Origin of the sequence: Pseudomonas sp. nanlin1, from assembly GCF_045571515.1 — a bacterium.
Lineage (GTDB): Bacteria > Pseudomonadota > Gammaproteobacteria > Pseudomonadales > Pseudomonadaceae > Aquipseudomonas.
Map to the genome: position 1 here is coordinate 750,001 of NZ_CP124218.1, position 20,882 is coordinate 770,882.

Here is a 20,882-nt window from a genome sequence, read left to right on the forward strand (position 1 = left end):
TAGTGATCCGGTGGTTCTGTATGGAAGGGCCATCGCTCAACGGATAAAAGGTACTCCGGGGATAACAGGCTGATACCGCCCAAGAGTTCATATCGACGGCGGTGTTTGGCACCTCGATGTCGGCTCATCACATCCTGGGGCTGAAGCCGGTCCCAAGGGTATGGCTGTTCGCCATTTAAAGTGGTACGCGAGCTGGGTTTAGAACGTCGTGAGACAGTTCGGTCCCTATCTGCCGTGGACGTTTGAGATTTGAGAGGGGCTGCTCCTAGTACGAGAGGACCGGAGTGGACGAACCTCTGGTGTTCCGGTTGTCACGCCAGTGGCATTGCCGGGTAGCTATGTTCGGGAAAGATAACCGCTGAAAGCATCTAAGCGGGAAACTTGCCTCAAGATGAGATCTCACTGGAACCTTGAGTTCCCTAAAGGGCCGTCGAAGACTACGACGTTGATAGGTGGGGTGTGTAAGCGCTGTGAGGCGTTGAGCTAACCCATACTAATTGCCCGTGAGGCTTGACCATATAACACCCAAGCAATTTGACTCGAGAGAGCGGATTGCGGTGTTGTGAAGACTGCAGAGTCCGAAAATTTGCACTCACAAACCACCGATATCACACACCTGATTTGCCGAGACGCGTAAGCGCATCGGTACCCGAATTTCTTGACGACCATAGAGCCTTGGAACCACCTGATCCCATCCCGAACTCAGTAGTGAAACGATGCATCGCCGATGGTAGTGTGGGGTTTCCCCATGTGAGAGTAGGTCATCGTCAAGATTAAATTCCGAAACCCCCATCTGCGTAGGCAGGTGGGGGTTTTGTTTTTCCGCAGGTTTATGCCGTTACAAGCTCGCTAAGCCAGGCTCTGCTTCATCTGGTAAGGTTTCCTTGCTGATCTACCCCCCTTCTTCGTCAAGGACGCTTGTATGTCGGATGCCCCCATCCTTACGCCTGGATTCATGGTGGTTCATGGCAACCGCCTGGATGACCTGCGCAGCCTCGTGGTGGGGTGGATGCGGCGTTACCCATTGCCTCCTTTGGAAAATGAAATTGCTCTGGTGCAGAGCAACGGCATTGCTCAGTGGCTAAAACTCGCCCTGGCCGAAGACCCCCAGGCCGACGATGGGGGAGGCTGTGGTATCGCGGCAGCCATTGAGGTGCAATTGCCAGGCAGCTTTCTATGGCAACTGTACAGGCTGGTCTTGGGCAAAGAAGCGATTCCAGTGACCTCCCTGCTGGACAAGGCACCGCTGACCTGGCGGCTCATGCGCTTGCTGCCAGAGTTGATCGAGCAACCTCATTTCGCGCCACTCAAGCGTTTTTTGACCGCCGACGCTGATCTGCGTAAGCGCTATCAATTGTCTGAACGCTTGTCCGACCTGTTCGATCAATACCAGGTGTACAGGGCGGACTGGCTGGAAGACTGGGCGGCCGGCCGGCATCAGCTGCGCAGCGCGCGCGGTGAACCCAAGCCTTTGTCCGAAGCCAACGTGTGGCAAGCTGAGCTATGGCGAGCGCTGCTGCAAGACGTCGGAGCCGGCGATATGGCGCAAAGCCGCGCAGGTGTTCACCAGCGTTATATGGAGCGCATCACCCAGCTGGAGGCCGCGCCCGCCACCCTACCGCCAAGGGTGATCGTATTCGGCATTTCGTCGCTACCGGCCCAGGCGCTTGAGGCGTTGGCCGGGCTGTCACGGTTTAGCCAGGTCCTACTGTGCGTACACAATCCTTGCCAATACCATTGGGCCGATATCGTCGCCGACAAAGACCTGCTCCGCCACCAATACAAGCGCCAGGCTCGCAAGCCCGGCGTACCGTTGCAACTCGACGGCGATACGCTGCACCAGCACGCCCATCCCTTACTCGCAGCATGGGGTAAGCAGGGCCGGGACTACATCAACCTGTTGGATTCTTACGATGAGCCAGGGCGCTACCGTGCGGCCTTTGTCGAAGGGCGTATCGACCTCTTCACTGAAGGTGAAACCCATAGCCTGCTCAGCCAACTGCAAAACGACATTCTCGAGCTAAGGCCGCTGGCCGAAACCCGCAGCCGCTGGCCGTCAGTGGACCCAGCCAAAGACCGTTCAGTGCGTTTCCATGTCGCCCATAGCGCCCAACGTGAAGTTGAAGTGCTGCATGACCAACTGTTGGCCCGGTTCAGCGCAGACCCCGCCCTGCGGCCAAGGGACATCATCGTTATGGTGCCGGATATCGACAGCTATGCCCCGCATATACGTGCTGTGTTCGGGCAGTTGGAGCGCATCGATCAACGCTATATCCCATTCACCCTAACCGACCAGAGCCAGCGTGGCCGCGATCCGCTGCTGATCGCTGTGGAACACTTGCTAAAGCTGCCCGACAGCCGTTTCCCTGTGAGTGAGATTCTCGACCTACTCGATGTGCCTGCGTTGCGGGCTCGGTTCTCCGTGCAAGAGGCCGACCTGCCGACCTTGCACCGCTGGATCGAAGGCGCCGGGATTCGTTGGGGATTGAACGCCGAGCAGCGTGCTGGGCTCGGTTTGCCGCAAAACTTGGAGCAGAACAGCTGGCGCTTTGGTTTACGGCGTATGCTCCTGGGGTACGCGGTAGGCAGCGGTGAAGGCTTCGCAGGCATCGAGCCCTACGATGAAATCGGCGGTTTGGACGCCGCATTGATTGGGCCGCTAGTGGCCCTGATGGACGCACTGGAAGTTGCCCACGAGCAACTCTCGTTGCCAGCCGAACCTCAAGAATGGGGTGTACGTTTGCAAGGGCTGTTGCAAGCTTTCTTCCAAGCCAGCGACGAGCACGATGATTACCTGCTGGGGCAACTGGAAGACCTTCGTGAAGGCTGGCTACAGGCTTGTGAGAGCGTCGGCTTGCACGAGCAACTGCCCCTAACAGTCGTGCGCGAAGCATGGCTGGCCGGTCTGGACCAGGGCCGGTTGTCACAGCGGTTCCTGGCGGGCTCCGTCAACTTCTGTACATTAATGCCCATGCGCGCGATCCCGTTCAAGGTGGTCTGCCTTTTGGGCATGAACGATGGTGACTATCCGCGAGCGCAGCCACCCTTGGACTTCGACCTGATGGGCAGCGACTATCGCCCAGGTGACCGTTCCCGCCGCGAGGACGACCGCTATCTGCTTCTCGAGGCATTATTGTCGGCCCGTGACCAGCTCTACATCAGCTGGGTTGGCCGCAGCATTCGCGACAATTCGGAACGCCCCGCGTCAGTCCTCATTGGGCAATTGCGTGACCACCTGGCGGCTGGTTGGTCGCTGGTAGGGGAGCATGAGCATGCTGGGCAGGCGTTAGTCCATGCCTTGACGTTAGAACACCCTCTGCAACCATTCAGCGCCCGCTATTTTCACGAGGGCCAGCCTGGGCTATTCAGCTTCGCCCAGGAGTGGCAGGTATTACACGCGCCACGCCCGGCGATCCAACCTTCTGCAGCGCTGGCGGCCTATGAGCCGCAAGAAAGTCTCACTCTGCAACTGTTGCAGGATTTTCTCCGCAACCCTGTACGGCATTTCTTCAGTCAGCGCTTGAAGGTGTTCTTTGAGACCCTGGAGGCACCCCTGGCCGATGAGGAGCCCTTCGTATTGGATGCACTGCAGCGTTACACCCTCAGTGAAAGCCTGCTTACCCAAGGGTTGGTCGAAGTGGGTGATGCCGAGGATGGCTTACAACAGCATGCACAGCGGCTGCAACGCGCCGGGTTGTTGCCCATGGCAGGCTTTGGCGAGCGCTTGCAGCAAGAGTTGATCGAGCCTTTACCAAGCTTGCTGGCACGCTATCATCAGTTGCTGCAGGGCTGGCCGACGCCGCTGGAAAGCGCCCTGCCAATAATGTTCGAGCACCAGGGCCTGAAGCTTGAAGGCTGGGTGGGGGGGCTTCACCAGCGCGCGGATGGCGGGCTGTTAAGCGTCACCCCGATTGCCAACGCCATTGGCGCCCAGCGGGCGCGTAAATGGCATCGGATGATTCGCGCTTGGGTGACTCACCTGGCCGCCTGCGCCGAGGGCCTACCGCTCACCACTGCGCTGGTGGCCAGTGACGACACCTTGCTCTTGGCCCCGCTAGACCGCGCAGTCGCGGTCAGCGCCCTTGGGGACATGGTACTGGCCCGCCAAACCGGGATGTCGCGGCCTTTACCGGTCGCGGTAAAAACGGCATTCGCCTGGCTGGGGCAAAGCGATCCAGACAAAGCCGAGGCATCGGCCCGCCGGGCGTACGAAGGGGATGGCCAAAACACCCGGGGCGAACGCCAGGAAAGCACCGCATTGCTGCGCCAATTCGCCGACTTCGATGGGCTGACGGAAAGCGAAGAGTTCGAGGGCTGGTGCGAGGCGCTGTACCGCCCTATGTTCGAGGCGTCTTGGCGCTCTATGGATGACCAGGAGGCACGGCCATGACAGCCCAGTCCATGCCCCTTGCGCTGGCGTTCCCATTGCGCGGCAGTCAACTGATCGAAGCCAGTGCCGGTACGGGCAAGACCTTCACGATTTCAGCACTTTATCTACGTCTGGTCTTGGGCCACGGCGGTGACACCAGCGGCTTTGGCCGCGAGCTTCTGCCACCACAAATCCTCGTGGTGACTTTCACCGAGGCGGCCACCAAAGAGCTGCGCGAACGAATCCGAACTCGGCTAGCCGAGGCCGCGCGTTATTTTCGCGAGGAAATCGAGGCCCCTGACAGCCTTATCGAAGGTTTGCGTCAGCAGTACCCCGACAGCCAGTGGGCCGCTTGTGCCAATCGCCTGGATATCGCCGCACAGTGGATGGACGAAGCTGCGGTCTCAACCATCCACAGCTGGTGCCAGCGCATGCTGCGCGAGCATGCGTTCGACAGCGGCAGCCTGTTTACCCAGACCCTTGAGACAGACCACACTGAGCTATTGGGCGAGGTGCTGCGTGACTACTGGCGGCGCTTTTGTTACGGCATGCAAGGCGAGGCACTGGATTGGGTCCGTAGCCACTGGGGCGGCCCGGCAAGCCTGTTGCCCCGGGTGCGTGCCATGTTCGGCAACCTGCGTGGAGCTGTGAGCGAAGCGCAGCCCGAAGCCTTGATCACCGCCAGCCTGACACAACGGCGTGCCGAGCTGCAGCGGCTCAAAGCCCCGTGGTCGCTTTGGGCGGCCGAGCTACGCACCCTGTGCCTGGAAGCGGTGGCAAGCAAGCAGGTCGACGGGCGGAAAATGCAAGCCCGCTATTTCGAACCCTGGTTCGACAAGCTGCTGGCCTGGGCGGGCGATGACGCCGAAGAACAGCTCGACCTGGGCACCGGTTTTACTCGTCTGACCCCAGAAGGCATGGCACAGGCCTGGAAGGGCGAACCTCCCCACCACCCGGCGCTAGACGCCATGCTGATGTTGCCCGCCGCCTTGGCCGCGCTACCGAGCCCTGATGCCGCCGTCCTGGAGCACGCGGCGCACTGGGTCGCTCGGCGTTTCGAAGAGGAAAAGCGCCGCCGCGCCGAAATGGGCTTTGACGACATGTTGCTGCGCTTGGATGCTGCCCTTCAAGCCGACGGTGGTGAGCGCCTGGCTGCTCTTATACGTGAGCAGTTTCCCGTGGCGTTGATCGACGAATTCCAAGACACCGACCCAGTGCAGTATCGGATCTTCGAAAGCATCTACCACATCGAGACCAATGATCAGCGCAGTGGGCTGTTCCTGATCGGCGACCCTAAGCAAGCTATCTATGCGTTTCGCGGCGCTGATATCTTCACCTACCTGCGCGCTCGACAGGCCACCTCGGGGCGTCTGCATACGCTGGGTACCAACTTCCGCTCCAGCGTAGCGATGGTGGATGCAGTCAATCACGTTTTCGCCCTGGCCGAAGAGCGCCCTAGCGGCAAGGGCGCGTTTTTGTTTCGCCAGGCTGACGACAACCCCGTACCCTTTCATCCGGTGAACGCCCAAGGCCGCAAAGACAGGCTGCAAGTGGACGGGGCTGCGCAGCCCGCTATGACCTTGTGGCACTTGGCTAGCGATCAGCCGATGTCCGGCGCCAGCTACCGGCAGGCACTGGCCATTGCCTGCGCTGGGCATATCGTGACGTTGCTCAATCAGGGGCAGGCCGGTACGGCCGGCTTCGTAGGCGACGATGGCGCAGTGCGCGGTATCAGGCCTGCCGATATCGCGATTCTGGTCCGCGATGGCAAAGAAGCCCAGGCGGTGCGGGCCGAGCTGAACGCGCGAGGCGTGCGCAGCGTTTATCTATCGGACAAAGACTCGGTTTTCGCGGCCCAAGAAGCTCACGACCTGCTGAGCTGGCTCAAGGCCTGCGCCGAGCCGGATGCGGAGCGGCCCCTACGTGCAGCGCTGGCCTGCCTGACCCTCAACCTGTCCTTGGCGCAGCTGGAGGAGTTGAATCAGAACGAGTTGGCCTGGGAGGCGCGGGTCATGCAGTTCCGCAGTTATCGGGCGATCTGGCGCAGCCAGGGCGTGCTGCCGATGCTTAGAAAACTCCTCCACGACTTCAACCTGCCATTGGCGCTGACCGCCCGTACCGACGGCGAGCGGGTGCTCACCAATTTGCTGCACCTGTGCGAACTGCTGCAACAGGCTGCCGCTGAGCTGGACGGCGAGCAGGCGCTGATCCGCCACCTGACCGAGCAACTGGCGCTGTCAGGCCAGGCGGGCGAAGAGCAAATCCTGCGCCTGGAAAGCGACGAGCAACTGGTCAAGGTGGTCACTATCCACAAGTCCAAGGGCCTGGAATACCCCTTGGTGTTCCTGCCTTTTATCTGCTCGGCCAAACCAGTGGATGGTAAGCGTCTGCCATTGGCTTATCACGATGCAAACGGCCAGGCTCAGGTCACCCTGGCGCCCACCCCCGAACAGGTGGAGCAGGCCGATAGCGAGCGCCTGGCGGAAGATTTGCGCTTGCTTTATGTCGCCCTCACCCGTGCGCAATATGCCTGCTGGCTGGGCGTGGCCGACCTCAAGCGGGGCACCCACAAGGAATCGGTGCTGCATCGGGCGGCACTGGGCTACTTGATGGGGGCGGGTGTTCCACTCGCCGACAGCCTGGCGCTGGGCGCTTGGATGGCTGCCCTGGCTGAAGGGTGCCCGGCGATCGCTCAATTGCCGCCACCCGAACCCAGCCAGCAGCGCTACCTACCGCCCGCCAACCAAGCGGCTTTGCTGAAGGTGCGCGTGCCCCGTCGGCGGGCGGCGGAAAACTGGTGGATTGCCTCCTACAGCGCCCTGCGGATAGCCGCCAGCCTGGCCCCGGGCAGCGACCAATCCCCTGACAGCCCCCAGGCGCAAAAACTGTTCGACGATGAGCGCCTGGACCCAGAGGCGGCCCGGGAAGTGGCGGCGACCAGCGGCGATATCCATCGCTTTCCACGCGGCCCGCACCCGGGGACTTTCTTGCACGGTTTGCTGGAGTGGGCAGGGCTCGAGGGCTTCGCTGAGGTCGCGGCGCAGCCGCAATTGCTCCGTGAAACGGTCGCCAAGCGTTGCAGCCGCCGTGGTTGGCAAGGTTGGATCGAGCCGCTAAGCGATTGGCTGCAAGCGTTCGTGCAAACATCGTTTCAACTAGGCGATGGGCAGCCACCGGTGAGGTTGAGCGAGTTGACCCAATACCGCATCGAAATGGAGTTCTGGTTTGCCAGCCACCGGGTCGATGTGACCAGGTTAGATGGCCTGGTGCGCCAGTACACCCACGACGGTGCTGCGCGCCTGCCCGCCGAGGGCGCCTTGCTCAACGGTATGTTCAAGGGGTTCATTGATCTGTGCTTCGAACACGCGGGGCGATACTACGTAGCTGACTATAAGTCCAACTGGCTAGGCGTCGACGATAGCGCCTACACCGCGCAAAACATGACCAGTGCCATTCTCGACAACCGCTATGACCTGCAATACGTACTCTATGTGCTCGCCTTGCACCGGCAATTGCGGGCAAGGCTGGAAGACTACGACTACGACCGCCATATGGGGGGCGCCATGTTCATATTTCTCAGAGGCGTGGACGCGCCCAGCCATGGCATGTATTTCACCCGGCCGCAGCGAGCGTTGATCGAAGCCCTGGACCGGCTTTTCCAAGGTGCCGCACCGCAGGTGCAGGCCGATCTATTCTCTGAGGAATCGGCATGAACCGCACATTCGCCGATTTGTTGCCTACTGAAGTCGATGCCCAAGGGTTGGCAGACCTCAGGCCCTTGACGCGCATCGACGACCTGCTGGCTTTGCTCGCCCGCTGGGTCGAACGAGGCTGGTTGCGTGCCCTGGACAAAGCCTTCGTGGCCTTCCTGGCCGAGCAGACGCCCCAGGCCGACCCGCTGGTATTACTGGCGGCGGCGCTCACCAGCCATCAGCTTGGTCATGGGCACGTGTGCCTGGATTTAGGGCAGACCCTCGAAGCGCCAGATTTCGCCTTGTCGTTGCCGCCGGAAGGTGACCCGCTGAAAGGCGCACTGTTGCTACCTTCGACCTTGCTGGCAAACCTGGACGTAGAAGCCTGGCGGCGCACGGTCGAAGCCAGCGAGCTGGTGGCCGGCGCCAGCGATGTTGCGGGCGCGGCGCACCAACGGCCGCTGGTCTTGGCCGGGCAGCGCTTGTATTTACGTCGCTACTGGGCCTACGAGCGGCGCATCGACCAAGCCTTGCGCCTGCGCCTGGCTCATCTGGAACCGGGCGCAGCCGACCTGCCCGCACGCTTGACGCACCTGTTCGGCAGCCCGGCGGCGGGGCGCATCGATTGGCAGAAGCTGGCGTGTGCCCTCGCCACTCGCCGCTCGTTCAGTATCGTGACCGGCGGCCCTGGCACGGGCAAAACCACCACCGTGGTACGCCTGCTGGCCTTGCTCCAGGGGCCGGCCGTTGAAGCGGGCAAGCCCCTGCGCATCCGCCTGGCTGCGCCGACCGGTAAGGCAGCGGCGCGTTTAACCGAATCCATCAGTGGCCAGGTCCGACAGCTCGATGTGCCCCTCAACGTCCGTGAGCGTATACCGGTTGAGGTCACCACGGTGCACCGGCTATTGGGCAGTCGCCCAGGTACCCGACACTTTCGTCATCACCCTGGCAACCTGCTGCCACTGGATGTCCTGGTGGTGGACGAAGCGTCGATGATCGATCTGGAAATGATGGCCAATCTGCTAGATGCCTTGCCTCTGCGCGCGCGCCTGGTGCTGCTGGGGGACAAAGACCAATTGGCCTCGGTGGAAGCCGGTGCGGTGCTGGGAGACCTGTGCCGCGACGCCGAAGCCGGGCGCTATAGCCCTGCCACGCTTGAATGGCTGCAGCAGGTCAGCGGCGAGCCCCTGGCCGGTTCTGGCCTGGAGGTCGGCAGCGAAGCCGAGTATCCCCTCGCCCAACAGGTGGTGATGTTGCGTCACTCGCGGCGCTTTGGCGAGGACAGTGGGATCGGCCGGTTGGCTAACCTTGTGAATGCGCAAGAAGCTGAACCCGCCCGGGCCCTGCTGCGCGGCGGTGAGTTTGCCGACCTCTTCGCGCTGGCGATAAAGGGGGAGCAAGACCAGGCTCTGCAGGCCTTGCTACTGGACGGTCATGGGCAGGCACACGGTTACCGACATTATTTTCAGACCTTACACCAACAGCGTCCGGCCGCTGCCACGGCCCTGGGCGATAGCCTGTGGGAGGGCTGGGCCCGGCAGGTGCTGGATGCATTCGATACGTTCCAGCTGCTATGCGCCGTGCGCAAAGGGCCTTGGGGCGTGGAGGGCCTGAACCAGCGGGCAACCCAAGCGCTGTTGGGCGCGGGCCTGATCGACAACGACCATCAATGGTACGAAGGCCGGCCCGTGCTGATGACCCGGAACGACTATGGCCTGGGCCTAATGAATGGGGATATCGGCATTACCTTGCGCCTACCGGAAACAGATGGCGATACACGCCAGGTTTTACGCGTAGCCTTCCCGCGTAACGATGGCTCGGGCGGTGTGCGGTTTATCCTGCCCAGCCGCTTGAATGACGTCGAGACGGTTTATGCCATGACCGTACACAAGTCCCAGGGCTCGGAGTTCGAGCACACCGCCCTGGTATTGCCCGACGCACTGAATCCGGTGCTCACCAAAGAATTGATCTATACCGGCATCACCCGGGCCAAGCAGTGGTTCACGCTGCTCGAACCCCGAGCTGGGGTGTTCGAGGAGGCTGCACGGCGCAAGGTCAAGCGTCTGAGTGGCTTGATGCTCGCGCTGTAGAGGGCAATGCCGAATCGATTAAGGATCCAATCCAGCTTCGTGATATCGTTGTCGCATTAATTGTCATCGCACAGAGTATTGGCGTAGATGAACATCGCGTATCGATCACCGGGCTCCTTGGGCGTACCGGTCTATCGCTGGCTTTGGGGTTGCACCCTTGCGCTAATGGCTATACCAAGCGTTGCGCAAGAGGCTTCCAGCCCCGTCCAGGCCCGTGACGAGGCGGTGGCCCAAGTCATCCTGGGTATCCTTAGCTATACGCGGTGGCCCGACGACCCCTCGACATTGCGCCTGTGCATCGTCGGGCCCACCCAGCAGGCCGATGCCATTTTCGAGGGCGCTGCTGACGCCACCGGGGTGCCCCTGCAGGTCGAGCGACTGCCAGCCAACGAGCCAGGCCTCCCCGAACGCTGTAATGCAGTCTACCTGGGCCAATTGAGTGACGCCGAGCAGGCCGAACTAACCGCTCGCCTGCTCGACAAACCGATATTGACCATCAGCGAGCAGGCCCACCGCTGCGACACGGGCGTATTATTCTGCCTGGTGAGCGCCGGGCAGCAGGTCGCCTTCGAGGCCCAGCTGGATGCGCTGACCCGCAGCGGGTTGCGTATTCACCCTAGTGTCCTGCAGTTGTCTCGAAGCCCTGCGGTGCAGCCATGAACGGTGCTTCTCTCCCTTCACGGCGGGCCTCGCTGCGGTCGGTGATGGCACGGGCTAACCTGGCAGTGGCATTTCTCGCGGTGGGCTTGGCCGGCATCTCGCTCACCGTGTTGGGGGTATTGGCGTTGCGGGTGTATGCCGACCACAACTTGCAACTGATCGCCCGCTCGATCAACTACACCGTCGAAGCGGCACTGGTATTCAACGACCGCCCTGCCGCGAATGAAGCGTTAGCCTTGATTGCCTCCCGTGAACAGGTGGCCGAGGCGGCAGTGTTCAAACCCAATGGCGATTTATTTGCCCAGTGGAAGCGGCCCCAGCGAGGTGTGCTGGCGCACTTGGACATGCACCTGGCCAGGGCCTTGCTGCAGGAGCCGATCAATCAGCCGATCGAGCATCAAGGGCGCATCATCGGCTACGTGCATTTGACCGGGCACAGCGCGAGCCTGCTGCGGTTTATGCTCAGTGGCCTGCTGGGCATCTTGCTGTGCACGGCATTGAGCGCGCTCGTCGCGCAGTACCTGTCGCGCCGCCTGCTCAATGGCATTGTCGGGCCTTTGCGAGGGCTGGCCGAGGTCGCCCACGCCGCGCGGCGTGATCGAGCCTTCGAGCGGCGCGTGCCGGCGGTAGCCATCACTGAGCTGAACGACCTGGGTAGCGACTTCAATGCCCTCTTGGCCGAGCTGCAGACCTGGCAGAAGCACTGGCAGCGCGAGAACAAAAGCCTCGCGCACCAAGCCAGCCATGACAGCCTGACAGGCCTGCCCAACCGGACATTTTTCGAGGGGCGCCTGGGCCGCCACCTGGTCACGGCCCAGGCCAGCCAACAACGCTTGGCCGTGTTATTCATCGACAGCGACCGCTTCAAATCCATCAACGACACCTACGGCCATGCGGCGGGGGATGAGGTATTGATCCACATCGCCACGCGTATTCGCGGCCAACTGCGCGAGCACGACCTGGTCGCGCGCCTGGGCGGCGATGAGTTCGCGGTGCTGCTGTCCCCGCTGCCGGGCCTCGAGGAAGCCCAACGCATTGCCGAACAGATCATTCACAGCATGGCCGAACCGGTCCGGGTGGGTGAGGGCGAGGGTGAGGGTGAGGGTGAGGGTGAGTATGTCGACACTAGCTTAAGCGTCGGTATCGCCGTATTCCCCGACCATGGCCATACCCCCGCGCAATTACTGGCGGCGGCGGACCTCGCCATGTATGGCGCCAAGCGGGTGGGCCGCGGCCGCTGGCATGCCGCAGGCCTGGAAGCCGCGGATGATCTCGACGGGTAAGCATCGCGCTAGCGATACCCGGCCGCAGCAGCCGTTTATCCGTCGGCCTGGCGGCGCGGAGCATCCAGGCTAGGATCAATCTGTTTCCGTGTTTAACAGGGTTTGAACCATGGCCAACACCTACAGCGCACCCGGCATCGTCGTTGTCGACGTTGCCGGGCATACCGATACGGCACAGGATATCGTTGTGCGGCCTGACGGCTCCTTACTGATCGCCGGGTTCAGTGACTACAGCAGCGACTTCACCGACGGTTTCGATTTCTCCCTGGCTAGCGTCTCAGCCGCCGGGGCGGTCGACACGGCTTACGGCCACGCGGGGCGGCAAGTCATCCACAAGCAAATCCCCTACGACAAAGCCTACAGCCTGCAAGTACAGGACGACGGCGCCGTCGTCGCTGCCCACGCCGGCCATGATGACACGCCGATCGTGCAGCGCTGGGGCGCCGACGGCAAAGCCGATACGGCGTTCAACAGCAACGCCCAGGCCAGCCTGCCCAGCGGCTTGGGTTCCGCGCCCATCGTCAGCGCCCACGCTGATGGCAGCGTGCTAGTGGGCGCAGCCGAGGATAACCACCTCAACGTGGCACGCCTGAACCCGGATGGCACCCTGGACGCCGCCTTTGGCGCTAACGGTTTACTCACCTTGCAGGCGCGCGACACCTGGGCATTCGTCGAGAACATCACGGTTTTGGACGATGGTGGGGTGCTGGTCCAAGGCGCACCGGGTTTTCAGAGCAGCGTGTCGAAATACACCGCGAGCGGTGAACTGGATAGCCAATTCGGCGAAAACGGCGTGGTGTCACTGGCTGGGTTCGCCAGCTACCGGGGCGATTTGGCGGTGCAAGCCGATGGCAAAATTCTCATCGCCAGTACCACTACGTTCAATGACTACGCCGTGTTGCGGCTAAACGCCGACGGTAGTCGCGATACCAGCTTTGGTAACAATGGCCTGGTCAGCGTAGACCTGCCTGGCGACTCGGCTCAGGCCGACGGTATCAGTGTGCTGAATGATGGCAAGATCCTGCTCGGTGGTAACACCTATGCCCTTGGCGGCAGTGATTACGCGGCGGTGCGGCTCAACGCCGACGGCACCCTAGACACGACCTTTGGCAGCCCCGATGGCAACACCCGCTTGGTGGGGTCTTCCGCCGATGACGCTCTGCAAGGGTTGGCCGCTGACGAAATCCTCCGCGGCCTGGCCGGTGACGACCTGCTACAAGGCAACCTCGGCCGCGACCTGCTCTCCGGCGGCGCAGGCGCAGATGTGTTCAGCTACGCCTTGCTGGCCGACAGCTTTCGCACGGCCACCACCAGCCACAGCGACCGCATCCTCGACTTCAACCCCAGCCAAGACCGTATCGACGTAAGCGCCCTGGGCTTCACCGGCATCGGTGATGGCTTCAACGGCACCCTGGCGATCCAGGCTAACGCCGAGGGCAGCCGGACCTACCTGAAAAGCTTCGAGGCGAACACTGAGGGCCAACGTTTTGAACTGGTATTGGACGGCGACCTGGCCAACCAGCTGACTGAGCGCAATTTGCTGTTCGGCTCAACCAGTGCCGCTGATTCGCCGCAGTTGGTGGCCTTGGGGGTGCCGCCGGAGCTTCACGGGTGAGCCCCTGCAAACAGCATTTCCGGTGCCTGCCCCAGCAACAACGGCCGATTCAGTTCGGTCACCTCGCGGATGTAATCCCACAACAGGGTGATCCGCTTGAGCTTGCGCAAATCCTCCCGGCAATACATCCAAAATTGCCGCGTCACCTGAACCTCCTCCGCGAGTACTGGCACCAGCCTTGAATCCCCGGCTGCTAGGAAGCACGGCAATATGGCCAGCCCGTGGCCTTGCAGGGCTGCCATGTATTGGGCGATCACGCTGGTGCTGCGCAAGGTGGCGTTGGCGGTAGGTAGCAGATGTTGCAGGTAGAGCAGCTCGGTGCTGAAGGCAAGGTCATCGACATAACTGATAAACGGATGAGCGTTGAGCTGCGCGCTGCTGGTGATCGACGGGTGGCGGGCCAGGTAGTCGGCGCTGGCGTAGACCTGCAGGCGGTAGTCGCACAGCTTGCAACATACATAGGCACCGTGCTCGGGGCGTTCGAGGGCGATGACAATATCGGCTTCGCGGCGCGACAGGCTGATGAAGTGCGGCAGCGGCAGAATGTCTACGGAAATAGCCGGGTAGCGCTGGGTAAAGTGGCTGAGCTGGGGGGTGATGAAGTAGCTGCCGAAGCCTTCGGTGCAGCCCATGCGCACGTGCCCAGACAGCGCCACACCCGTGCCGGACACCTGCTCACAGGCCATGTGCAGGGTGCTCTCGATGCTTTCTGCCGAGGTGAGCAGGGCTTGCCCTTCGGCGGTTAGGACAAAGCCGCTGGTACGCGACTTTTCGAACAACAGCGTGCCGAGGGCGGTTTCCAGGGAGGTGATGCGCCGCGACACCGTGGTGTAATCCACGCCCAACCGGCGTGCGGCGCTACTGGCTTTGCGGGTGCGGGCCACTTCGAGGAAAAACTTCAGGTCATCCCAGTTCAGGGCGGACAGTGAGGTGAGGTGTTTTTGCATGTCAGACCGGCTTTTATCCGCGTTCTTGTTGGAAGTTTGCACATCTATACTGCATCCCACGGCTTGAAAACACCCTGCACAACAATAATGAAGCGGAGGTTGCTATGGATGTGCCCGTTCCCCCCGTCACCCCGTACCAGGACGCCAGGCTGCTGATCGATGGCCAGTGGGTCCATTCCAGTAGCCAAGAATGGCGCGATATCGTCAACCCAGCGACCCAGCAGGTGTTGGCGCGGGTGCCCTTCGCCACGGCGGCGGAGGTGGAGGCTGCCGTGGGTGCGGCTCAGCGCGCCTTCCAAAGCTGGCGGCATACGCCCCTTGGCGCGCGCATGCGCATCATGCTCAAGCTGCAAGCGTTGATCCGCGAACACAGTGCCCGTATCGCGCGCACCCTGAGCGCCGAGCAGGGTAAGACCCTGGCCGACGCCGAAGGCGATATTTTTCGCGGCCTGGAGGTGGTCGAGCACGCGTGTTCGGTGGGCAGCCTGCAACTGGGCGAGTTCGCTGAGAATGTCGCGGCGGGCGTCGACACCTATACCCTGCGTCAGCCCCTGGGCGTGTGCGTCGGTATCACGCCATTCAACTTCCCCGCGATGATCCCGCTGTGGATGTTCCCCATGGCGATCGTGTGCGGCAATACCTTCGTGCTCAAGCCCTCGGAACAAGACCCGCTCTCGACTTTGTTGTTGGTCGAACTAGCCCTGGAAGCCGGGGTGCCGCCGGGGGTGCTGAATGTGGTGCACGGCGGTAAGGCCGTCGTCGACGGCTTATGCCAGCATGCGGATGTCAAAGCGATTTCCTTTGTCGGCTCGACCGCTGTGGGCACCCATGTCTATGACTTGGCCGGCCGCTACGGCAAGCGCGTGCAGGCCATGATGGGGGCGAAGAATCATGCGGTGGTGCTGCCCGATGCCAATCGCGAGCAGACCCTCAACGCACTGGTGGGCGCTGCGTTTGGCGCGGCCGGGCAGCGCTGCATGGCCACCTCGGTGGTGGTGCTGGTGGGGGCCGCGCGGGGTTGGCTGGCGGAACTGACGGCGCGAGCTGCGCAGTTGAAGGTCAACGCCGGCGACCAGCCGGGCACTGACGTCGGGCCACTGATTTCGCGCCAGGCGCTGGAGCGCGTACTTGGCCTGATCGACAGTGGCGTGCAGCAGGGCGCCAAGCTTGAGCTCGACGGCCGCGGCGTGCAGGTGGCGGGGTATGAGCAGGGCAACTTTGTAGGGCCGACCTTGTTTAGCGGGGTCACCAGCGACATGCGCATCTACACCGAGGAGATCTTCGGCCCAGTGCTGCTGGTGATGGAAGTCGAGACCCTGGCCCAGGCCATTGCCCTGATCAACCGCAACCCTTTCGGTAACGGTACCGGGCTCTTCACCCAGAGCGGCGCGGCCGCGCGTACCTTCCAGAGCGAGGTCGATGTCGGCCAGGTGGGTATCAATATCCCCATTCCCGTGCCGGTGCCGATGTTCAGTTTCACCGGTTCGCGCGGCTCCAAACTGGGCGACCTGGGGCCGTACGGCAAGCAGGTGGTGCAGTTCTATACTCAGACCAAGACCGTCACGGCGCGTTGGTTCGACGACGGCGCCGGTGAAGGCGTGAACACCACCATTCATTTGAAATAGGGATACGGCCATGCACATCGCATTCATCGGCCTGGGCAATATGGGCGCGCCCATGGCGCGCAACCTGCTCAAGGCTGGCCATCAGTTGCATGTGTTCGACCTGAACCCGCACATGCTGGCCGAGTTGGCCCAACTCGGTGCGCAGGTCAGTGCATCGCCCCGGGACGCGGCGCAACAGGCTGAGTTGGTGATCAGCATGCTGCCCGCAGCCGCCCACGTGCGTCAGGTGTATCTGGGCGATGACGGCGTATTGGCCGGCATTCGCCCCGGCACACCCGCGTTGGACTGCAGCACCATCGACCCGCAAACCGCGCGCGAGGTGTCCGCCGCCGCCGCGTTGCAAGGCATCGACCTGGGTGACGCCCCTGTTTCCGGTGGTACCGGTGGAGCGGCGGCGGGCACCCTGACCTTTATGGTCGGTGCCAGCCCAGCGTTGTTCGCCACGCTCAAACCGGTGCTCGAACACATGGGCCGCAATATCGTGCACTGCGGCGCGGTGGGTACCGGGCAAATCGCCAAGATTTGCAACAATCTGCTGCTGGGTATTTCCATGATCGGCGTTGCCGAAGCCATGGCCCTGGGCGACGCCTTGGGCATCGACACGCAGGTGCTGGCCGGAATTATCAACAGTTCTACCGGGCGCTGCTGGAGTTCGGACAGCTATAACCCATGGCCGGGGATCGTCGACACCGCTCCGGCATCACGTGGCTATACCGGGGGCTTTGGTGCCGACCTGATGCTCAAGGACTTGGGCTTGGCCACCGAGGCCGCCCGTCAGGCGCAGCAACCGGTGTTGCTGGGGGCGTTGGCGCAACAGCTGTATCAAGCCATGAGCCAGCGGGGCGAGGGTGGGCGGGACTTTTCCGCGATCGTCGAGGCTTACCGTAAACCTACTAACTGAGCCTGGTCATGTAAGGCGCGAGATCCGGCTCCGGTAACACAGAGAGCACCTTGAGCCGCTGCAGCGTGCGCTCCCGGGCACGGAGCAAATGGTCGCGCAAGTTCAGGGCTGCGGAGTCGAGGTTGCCGTGCAGCAAAGACTCGATGATCAAGCGGTGTTCCACCAGGGTGGCTTCGTCGATGCCCATGCGCAGCGCTTCGAAAAAAATCCGGCTGACGTTGATCGGGCTCTGGCATTGCTGAATCAGCGCAGCCATTTTGCGGTTGCGCAGGCCGGCCAGGCAGCGCACGTGCAGGTCGTGCTCAAGGCGGTCGACTGCCTGGCGGCTGGCTTGGTCCGGCGCGGCTTGTAGGCTGTTGATGTGATCGAGCATGTCGAGCAGGGTTTCCCGGCTCAACTGCGGGGCGGTCTGCTGCAAGGCCTGGGGTTCGAGCACGGCGCGCAGTTCGTAGTCTTCAGTGATTTCCTGGGCGGTCAGCGGCCCGGCCAGCCACTGCGCATAGGGTTCTTTTTCGACCAGGCCACGGTCGCGCAAGCGCATCAGGGCCTCGCGCACCACGCTGCGGCTGACGCCCAAGTGCTCGGCGGCCAATTGCTCGTCGATACGGTAATGGCCGAATACCATAACGGTGGACACGCACGCGGCGATTTCATCGTACACGCGCTCGCCCAGGGGCCGGGTGTCGATCAACTCCTCGCTAGGCTCCAGGCCCAGTAATTGCCGGGTCAGCGGTGCGCGTTGGGGTTCCAGCTCGAGGCCCTGGGGGTTGATCAGGTAACCGCGGCCTTCGAAGCGGCTGATCAGGCCCTCCTCGTGCAGCAAGGTCAACGCCTGTCGCACCGGCACCCGGCTGGTGCTGAACAGCTGCGCCAAAGGCGCCTCCACCAGCACCAGACCTGGCACCGCCCGCCCCGCCAAGATGGCATCGCGCAGGGCACTGCGAATCAGCCCATAGCGCGGGGCGCCGCGGGCGTCATCGGAAACGGGGCTTTCTTCGACCAGCATCAGCGGCGTTCTCTAACATCAGCGGGCGGGGATTCTCTCATAACTCACCCAAGGTTGAGCGGCGAAGGTGGGGCACCAGATTGGGGCTAGAAGTAGCACAGTGTTACTTTTTAACGCATAAATGTACTTATTTAGAATGCATACATTTCTGTAGGAGGGGGCTTGCCCCCGATCTCTTCCAACCCACCACAATCTGCGCCTGCGGTTAAAACATCGGGGGCGAGCCCCCTCCTACCCGCGGATCGTGCGGTAGGCTGATAAAAACTATTCAAACGAATAGCAGGCTGGCACAAAGGTTGCCACATAAAACGTACTTATTAAATAAATGTACATTTGAGAGTGTACATTTTTAGGTTCGTTGTGGAGTAGCCATGCCGACGTTCGATCCGCGCACTGCCGATGGCTTGGCCATCGCTCAAGCTTATGCCTCTGGCGCCTGTGACCCGGTCGAGGTGCTGGACGCTGCGCTGGCGCAGGCCGGCAGCGTTGAGCATGTGTTTATCGAGCTGAGCGCAGAACGCGCCCGCCGCGAAGCGCAAGCCTCGGCCGCGCGCTGGCGCGCTGGCCAGCCGTTGTCGGCCCTGGACGGCGTGCCCATCGCCTGGAAAGACCTGTTCGACATGACCGGCAGCGTCACTACGGCGGGCGCGGCAGTGCGCCGTACGCAGATGCCTGCGGCGGCCGACGCCTGGATGGTGCAGCAGTTAGCCCGTGGCGGGATGGTCAGCCTGGGCAAAACCAACCTGAGTGAGTTCGCCTATTCGGGGCTGGGCCTGAACCCGCATTTCGGCACGCCGCGTAACCCTTACAGCCGTGAGGCCAGGGTGCCGGGAGGCTCGTCATCGGGTTCGGGCGTGGCCGTGGCGGCGGGCGTCGTTCCAATTGCCATGGGCACCGACACCGCCGGCTCGATTCGCATTCCTGCGGCGTTCAATGGCCTGGTCGGGTACCGCAGCAGTCGCCAACGCTACGATTTCGCCGGCGTGTTCCCCCTGGCCCGCTCGCTGGATTGCCTCGGCCCTCTGACGCGCAGCGTGCGTGACGCCATCGCGGTGGATCACCTGCTATTGGGCGGCGCCGTGCCGGCCATGGCTGACCCGCGCACGCTGCTGTTGCGCGTAGACCCCGCGACCCTGGCCGACGAGCGCGTCGAGGCGGCCGTACGGGACAACTTGGAGGCCTGCCTGGCGCGGCTGGAACAGGCCGGTGCGCGAATCGACCGGCGCCCGTTGCCCGTGTGGCAGGCCACCCTCGACAGCATTGAGCAGCAGGGCTGGTTGGGCGCGGCCGAAGCCTTCGCCCTGCATGAGCAACTGCTCGACAGCAGCGCCGCCGAGCAGCTCGACCCCAGAGTCAGGGCGCGCCTCGAAACCGCGCGTTCAATGCCAGCCAGCCAGTTGTTAAAGCTGTACAGCGCCCGTGCGCAACTGCAGGCCCGCGTGCAGGAAGAATTGAACGGTGCGCTGTTGGTGACCCCCACGGTGGCCCACGTGGCCCCGCTGCTGGCGCCACTGCTGGCAGACAGCGAAGCCTTTGTGCGCTGCAACCTGGCCACCCTGCGCCTGACCATGCCCGGCAGCCTGCTCGATATGCCCAGCGTGGCCTTGCCCAGCGGCGTCGACGCCCAGGGCCTGCCCACCAGCCTGTTGCTGTCGCTGCCCGCTGGCGATGACCGGCGCCTGCTCGGCATGGCGCTGGCCGTCGAGCACGCCTTGAACTGACTTTTTCAAAGCCGCGACGGGGGCCCGGCCCTGTCGAGTGCTGGATAGAACCGGGCGCAAGGAATTTTTCATGGCTAAAGAAATACTGGTATCGATCGGTGTCGACGTCGACGCAGTCGCCGGCTGGCTGGGTTCCTACGGCGGCGAAGACTCCCCTGACGACATTTCCCGCGGCCTGTTCGCCGGGGAAGTCGGAGCGCCGCGCTTGCTCAAGCTGTTCGAGAAATATGGCCTGCGCACCACCTGGTTCATCCCCGGCCATTCGGTGGAAACCTTCCCCGAGCAAATGAAGGCCGTGGCCGACGCCGGGCACGAAGTGGGCATCCACGGCTACAGCCACGAAAACCCGATTGCCATGACCCCAGAGCAGGAAGAGATCGTCCTGGACAAGTCGATCGAGCTGATCACCCAACTGACCGGGCGGCGCCCGACCGGTTACGTGGCGCCCTGGTGGGAATTCAGCCGGGTGACCAACGAGCTGCTGCTGAAAAAGGGCATCAAGTACGACCACAGTTTGATGCATAACGACTTCTCGCCGTACTACGTCCGCGTCGGCGACCAGTGGACCAAAATCGATTACAGCCAGCACCCCGACACTTGGATGAAACCTCTGGTACGCGGTGAAGAGACCGACCTGGTGGAGATCCCCGCCAACTGGTACCTCGACGACCTGCCGCCAATGATGTTCATCAAAAAAGCGCCCAACAGCCACGGCTTCGTTAACCCACGCCACCTGGAAGAAATGTGGCGCGACCAATTCGACTGGGTCTACCGCGAAAGCGACTACGCCGTATTCCCCATCACCATCCACCCCGATGTTTCTGGCCGCCCGCAGGTGCTGCTGATGCTCGAACGCTTGATCGAGCACATGCAAGGCCATGCCGGTGTGCGCTTTGTGACCATGGACGAGATCGCCGACGACTTTATCCAGCGCCAGCCTCGCCAGCGCTGATTACCCACCTACCCGAGCTGT

The 20,882-nt window shown here is 62.5% G+C and carries 12 protein-coding genes and 2 rRNA genes (1 of these 14 running past the window's edge); 12 read left to right on the plus strand and 2 right to left on the minus strand.

Features of this window, described 5'->3' with window-relative positions:
* The 8 genes from QCL65_RS03520 to QCL65_RS03555 form a co-directional block, all read left to right on the plus strand.
* Nucleotides 1-518 (plus strand): 23S ribosomal RNA (locus QCL65_RS03520) (it extends 2,375 nt beyond the left edge of the window).
* 139 nt (nt 519-657) lie between these two features.
* Nucleotides 658-773, plus strand: a 5S ribosomal RNA gene (gene rrf, locus QCL65_RS03525).
* Nucleotides 774-922: 149 nt separating this feature from the next.
* Nucleotides 923-4,390 (plus strand): exodeoxyribonuclease V subunit gamma, encoded by a 3,468-nt coding sequence (gene recC / locus QCL65_RS03530; RefSeq protein WP_407314920.1) that lies wholly within the window; start codon nt 923-925, stop codon nt 4,388-4,390.
* On the plus strand, nt 4,387-8,082 hold the full coding sequence (gene recB, locus QCL65_RS03535) for an exodeoxyribonuclease V subunit beta (RefSeq protein ID WP_407314921.1): 3,696 nt from the start codon (nt 4,387-4,389) through the stop codon (nt 8,080-8,082). The genes recC and recB overlap by 4 nt, the downstream gene beginning before the upstream one ends.
* A complete protein-coding gene (recD, locus tag QCL65_RS03540) occupies nt 8,079-10,151 on the plus strand; it encodes an exodeoxyribonuclease V subunit alpha (protein WP_407314922.1) in 2,073 nt (690 codons plus the stop codon). The genes recB and recD overlap by 4 nt, the downstream gene beginning before the upstream one ends.
* A gap of 165 nt (nt 10,152-10,316) precedes the next feature.
* Nucleotides 10,317-10,811: a YfiR family protein gene (locus tag QCL65_RS03545; protein WP_407314923.1), complete on the plus strand. Its 495-nt coding sequence runs from the start codon at nt 10,317-10,319 to the stop codon at nt 10,809-10,811.
* Nucleotides 10,808-12,094, plus strand: coding sequence for a diguanylate cyclase domain-containing protein (locus tag QCL65_RS03550; protein WP_407314924.1), 1,287 nt, complete (start codon nt 10,808-10,810; stop codon nt 12,092-12,094). Before QCL65_RS03545 ends, QCL65_RS03550 begins: the two co-directional genes overlap by 4 nt.
* Nucleotides 12,095-12,203: 109 nt before the next feature.
* The gene (locus tag QCL65_RS03555; protein ID WP_407314925.1) at nt 12,204-13,709 is read left to right on the plus strand and encodes a M10 family metallopeptidase C-terminal domain-containing protein; all 1,506 of its coding nucleotides are present in this window, start codon (nt 12,204-12,206) and stop codon (nt 13,707-13,709) included.
* Here QCL65_RS03555 and QCL65_RS03560 read toward each other — a convergent pair.
* Nucleotides 13,700-14,656, minus strand: coding sequence for a LysR family transcriptional regulator (locus QCL65_RS03560; RefSeq protein WP_407314926.1), 957 nt, complete (start codon nt 14,654-14,656; stop codon nt 13,700-13,702). The genes QCL65_RS03555 and QCL65_RS03560 overlap by 10 nt on opposite strands.
* 104 nt (nt 14,657-14,760) lie before the next feature.
* Here QCL65_RS03560 and QCL65_RS03565 point away from each other — a divergent pair, with 104 nt between their 5' ends.
* Entirely contained in the window at nt 14,761-16,281 is a 1,521-nt protein-coding gene (locus QCL65_RS03565; protein ID WP_407314927.1) for a CoA-acylating methylmalonate-semialdehyde dehydrogenase, read from the plus strand.
* Nucleotides 16,282-16,291: 10 nt separating this feature from the next.
* The gene (gene mmsB, locus QCL65_RS03570) at nt 16,292-17,182 is read left to right on the plus strand and encodes a 3-hydroxyisobutyrate dehydrogenase (RefSeq protein ID WP_407314928.1); all 891 of its coding nucleotides are present in this window, start codon (nt 16,292-16,294) and stop codon (nt 17,180-17,182) included.
* Here the strand turns inward: mmsB and QCL65_RS03575 are convergent.
* A complete protein-coding gene (locus QCL65_RS03575) occupies nt 17,175-18,188 on the minus strand; it encodes a GntR family transcriptional regulator (protein WP_407314929.1) in 1,014 nt (337 codons plus the stop codon). The two genes, mmsB and QCL65_RS03575, sit on opposite strands and share 8 nt — an antisense overlap.
* Before the next feature lie 371 nt (nt 18,189-18,559).
* On the opposite strand from QCL65_RS03575, the gene QCL65_RS03580 reads away from it, so the two are divergent.
* Both QCL65_RS03580 and QCL65_RS03585 read left to right on the plus strand, forming a co-directional pair.
* A complete protein-coding gene (locus tag QCL65_RS03580; RefSeq protein ID WP_407314930.1) occupies nt 18,560-19,909 on the plus strand; it encodes an amidase in 1,350 nt (449 codons plus the stop codon).
* A 70-nt stretch (nt 19,910-19,979) separates the two neighbouring features.
* The gene (locus QCL65_RS03585) at nt 19,980-20,861 is read left to right on the plus strand and encodes a polysaccharide deacetylase family protein (RefSeq protein ID WP_407314931.1); all 882 of its coding nucleotides are present in this window, start codon (nt 19,980-19,982) and stop codon (nt 20,859-20,861) included.
* The last annotated feature ends 21 nt before the right edge of the window (nt 20,862-20,882 follow it).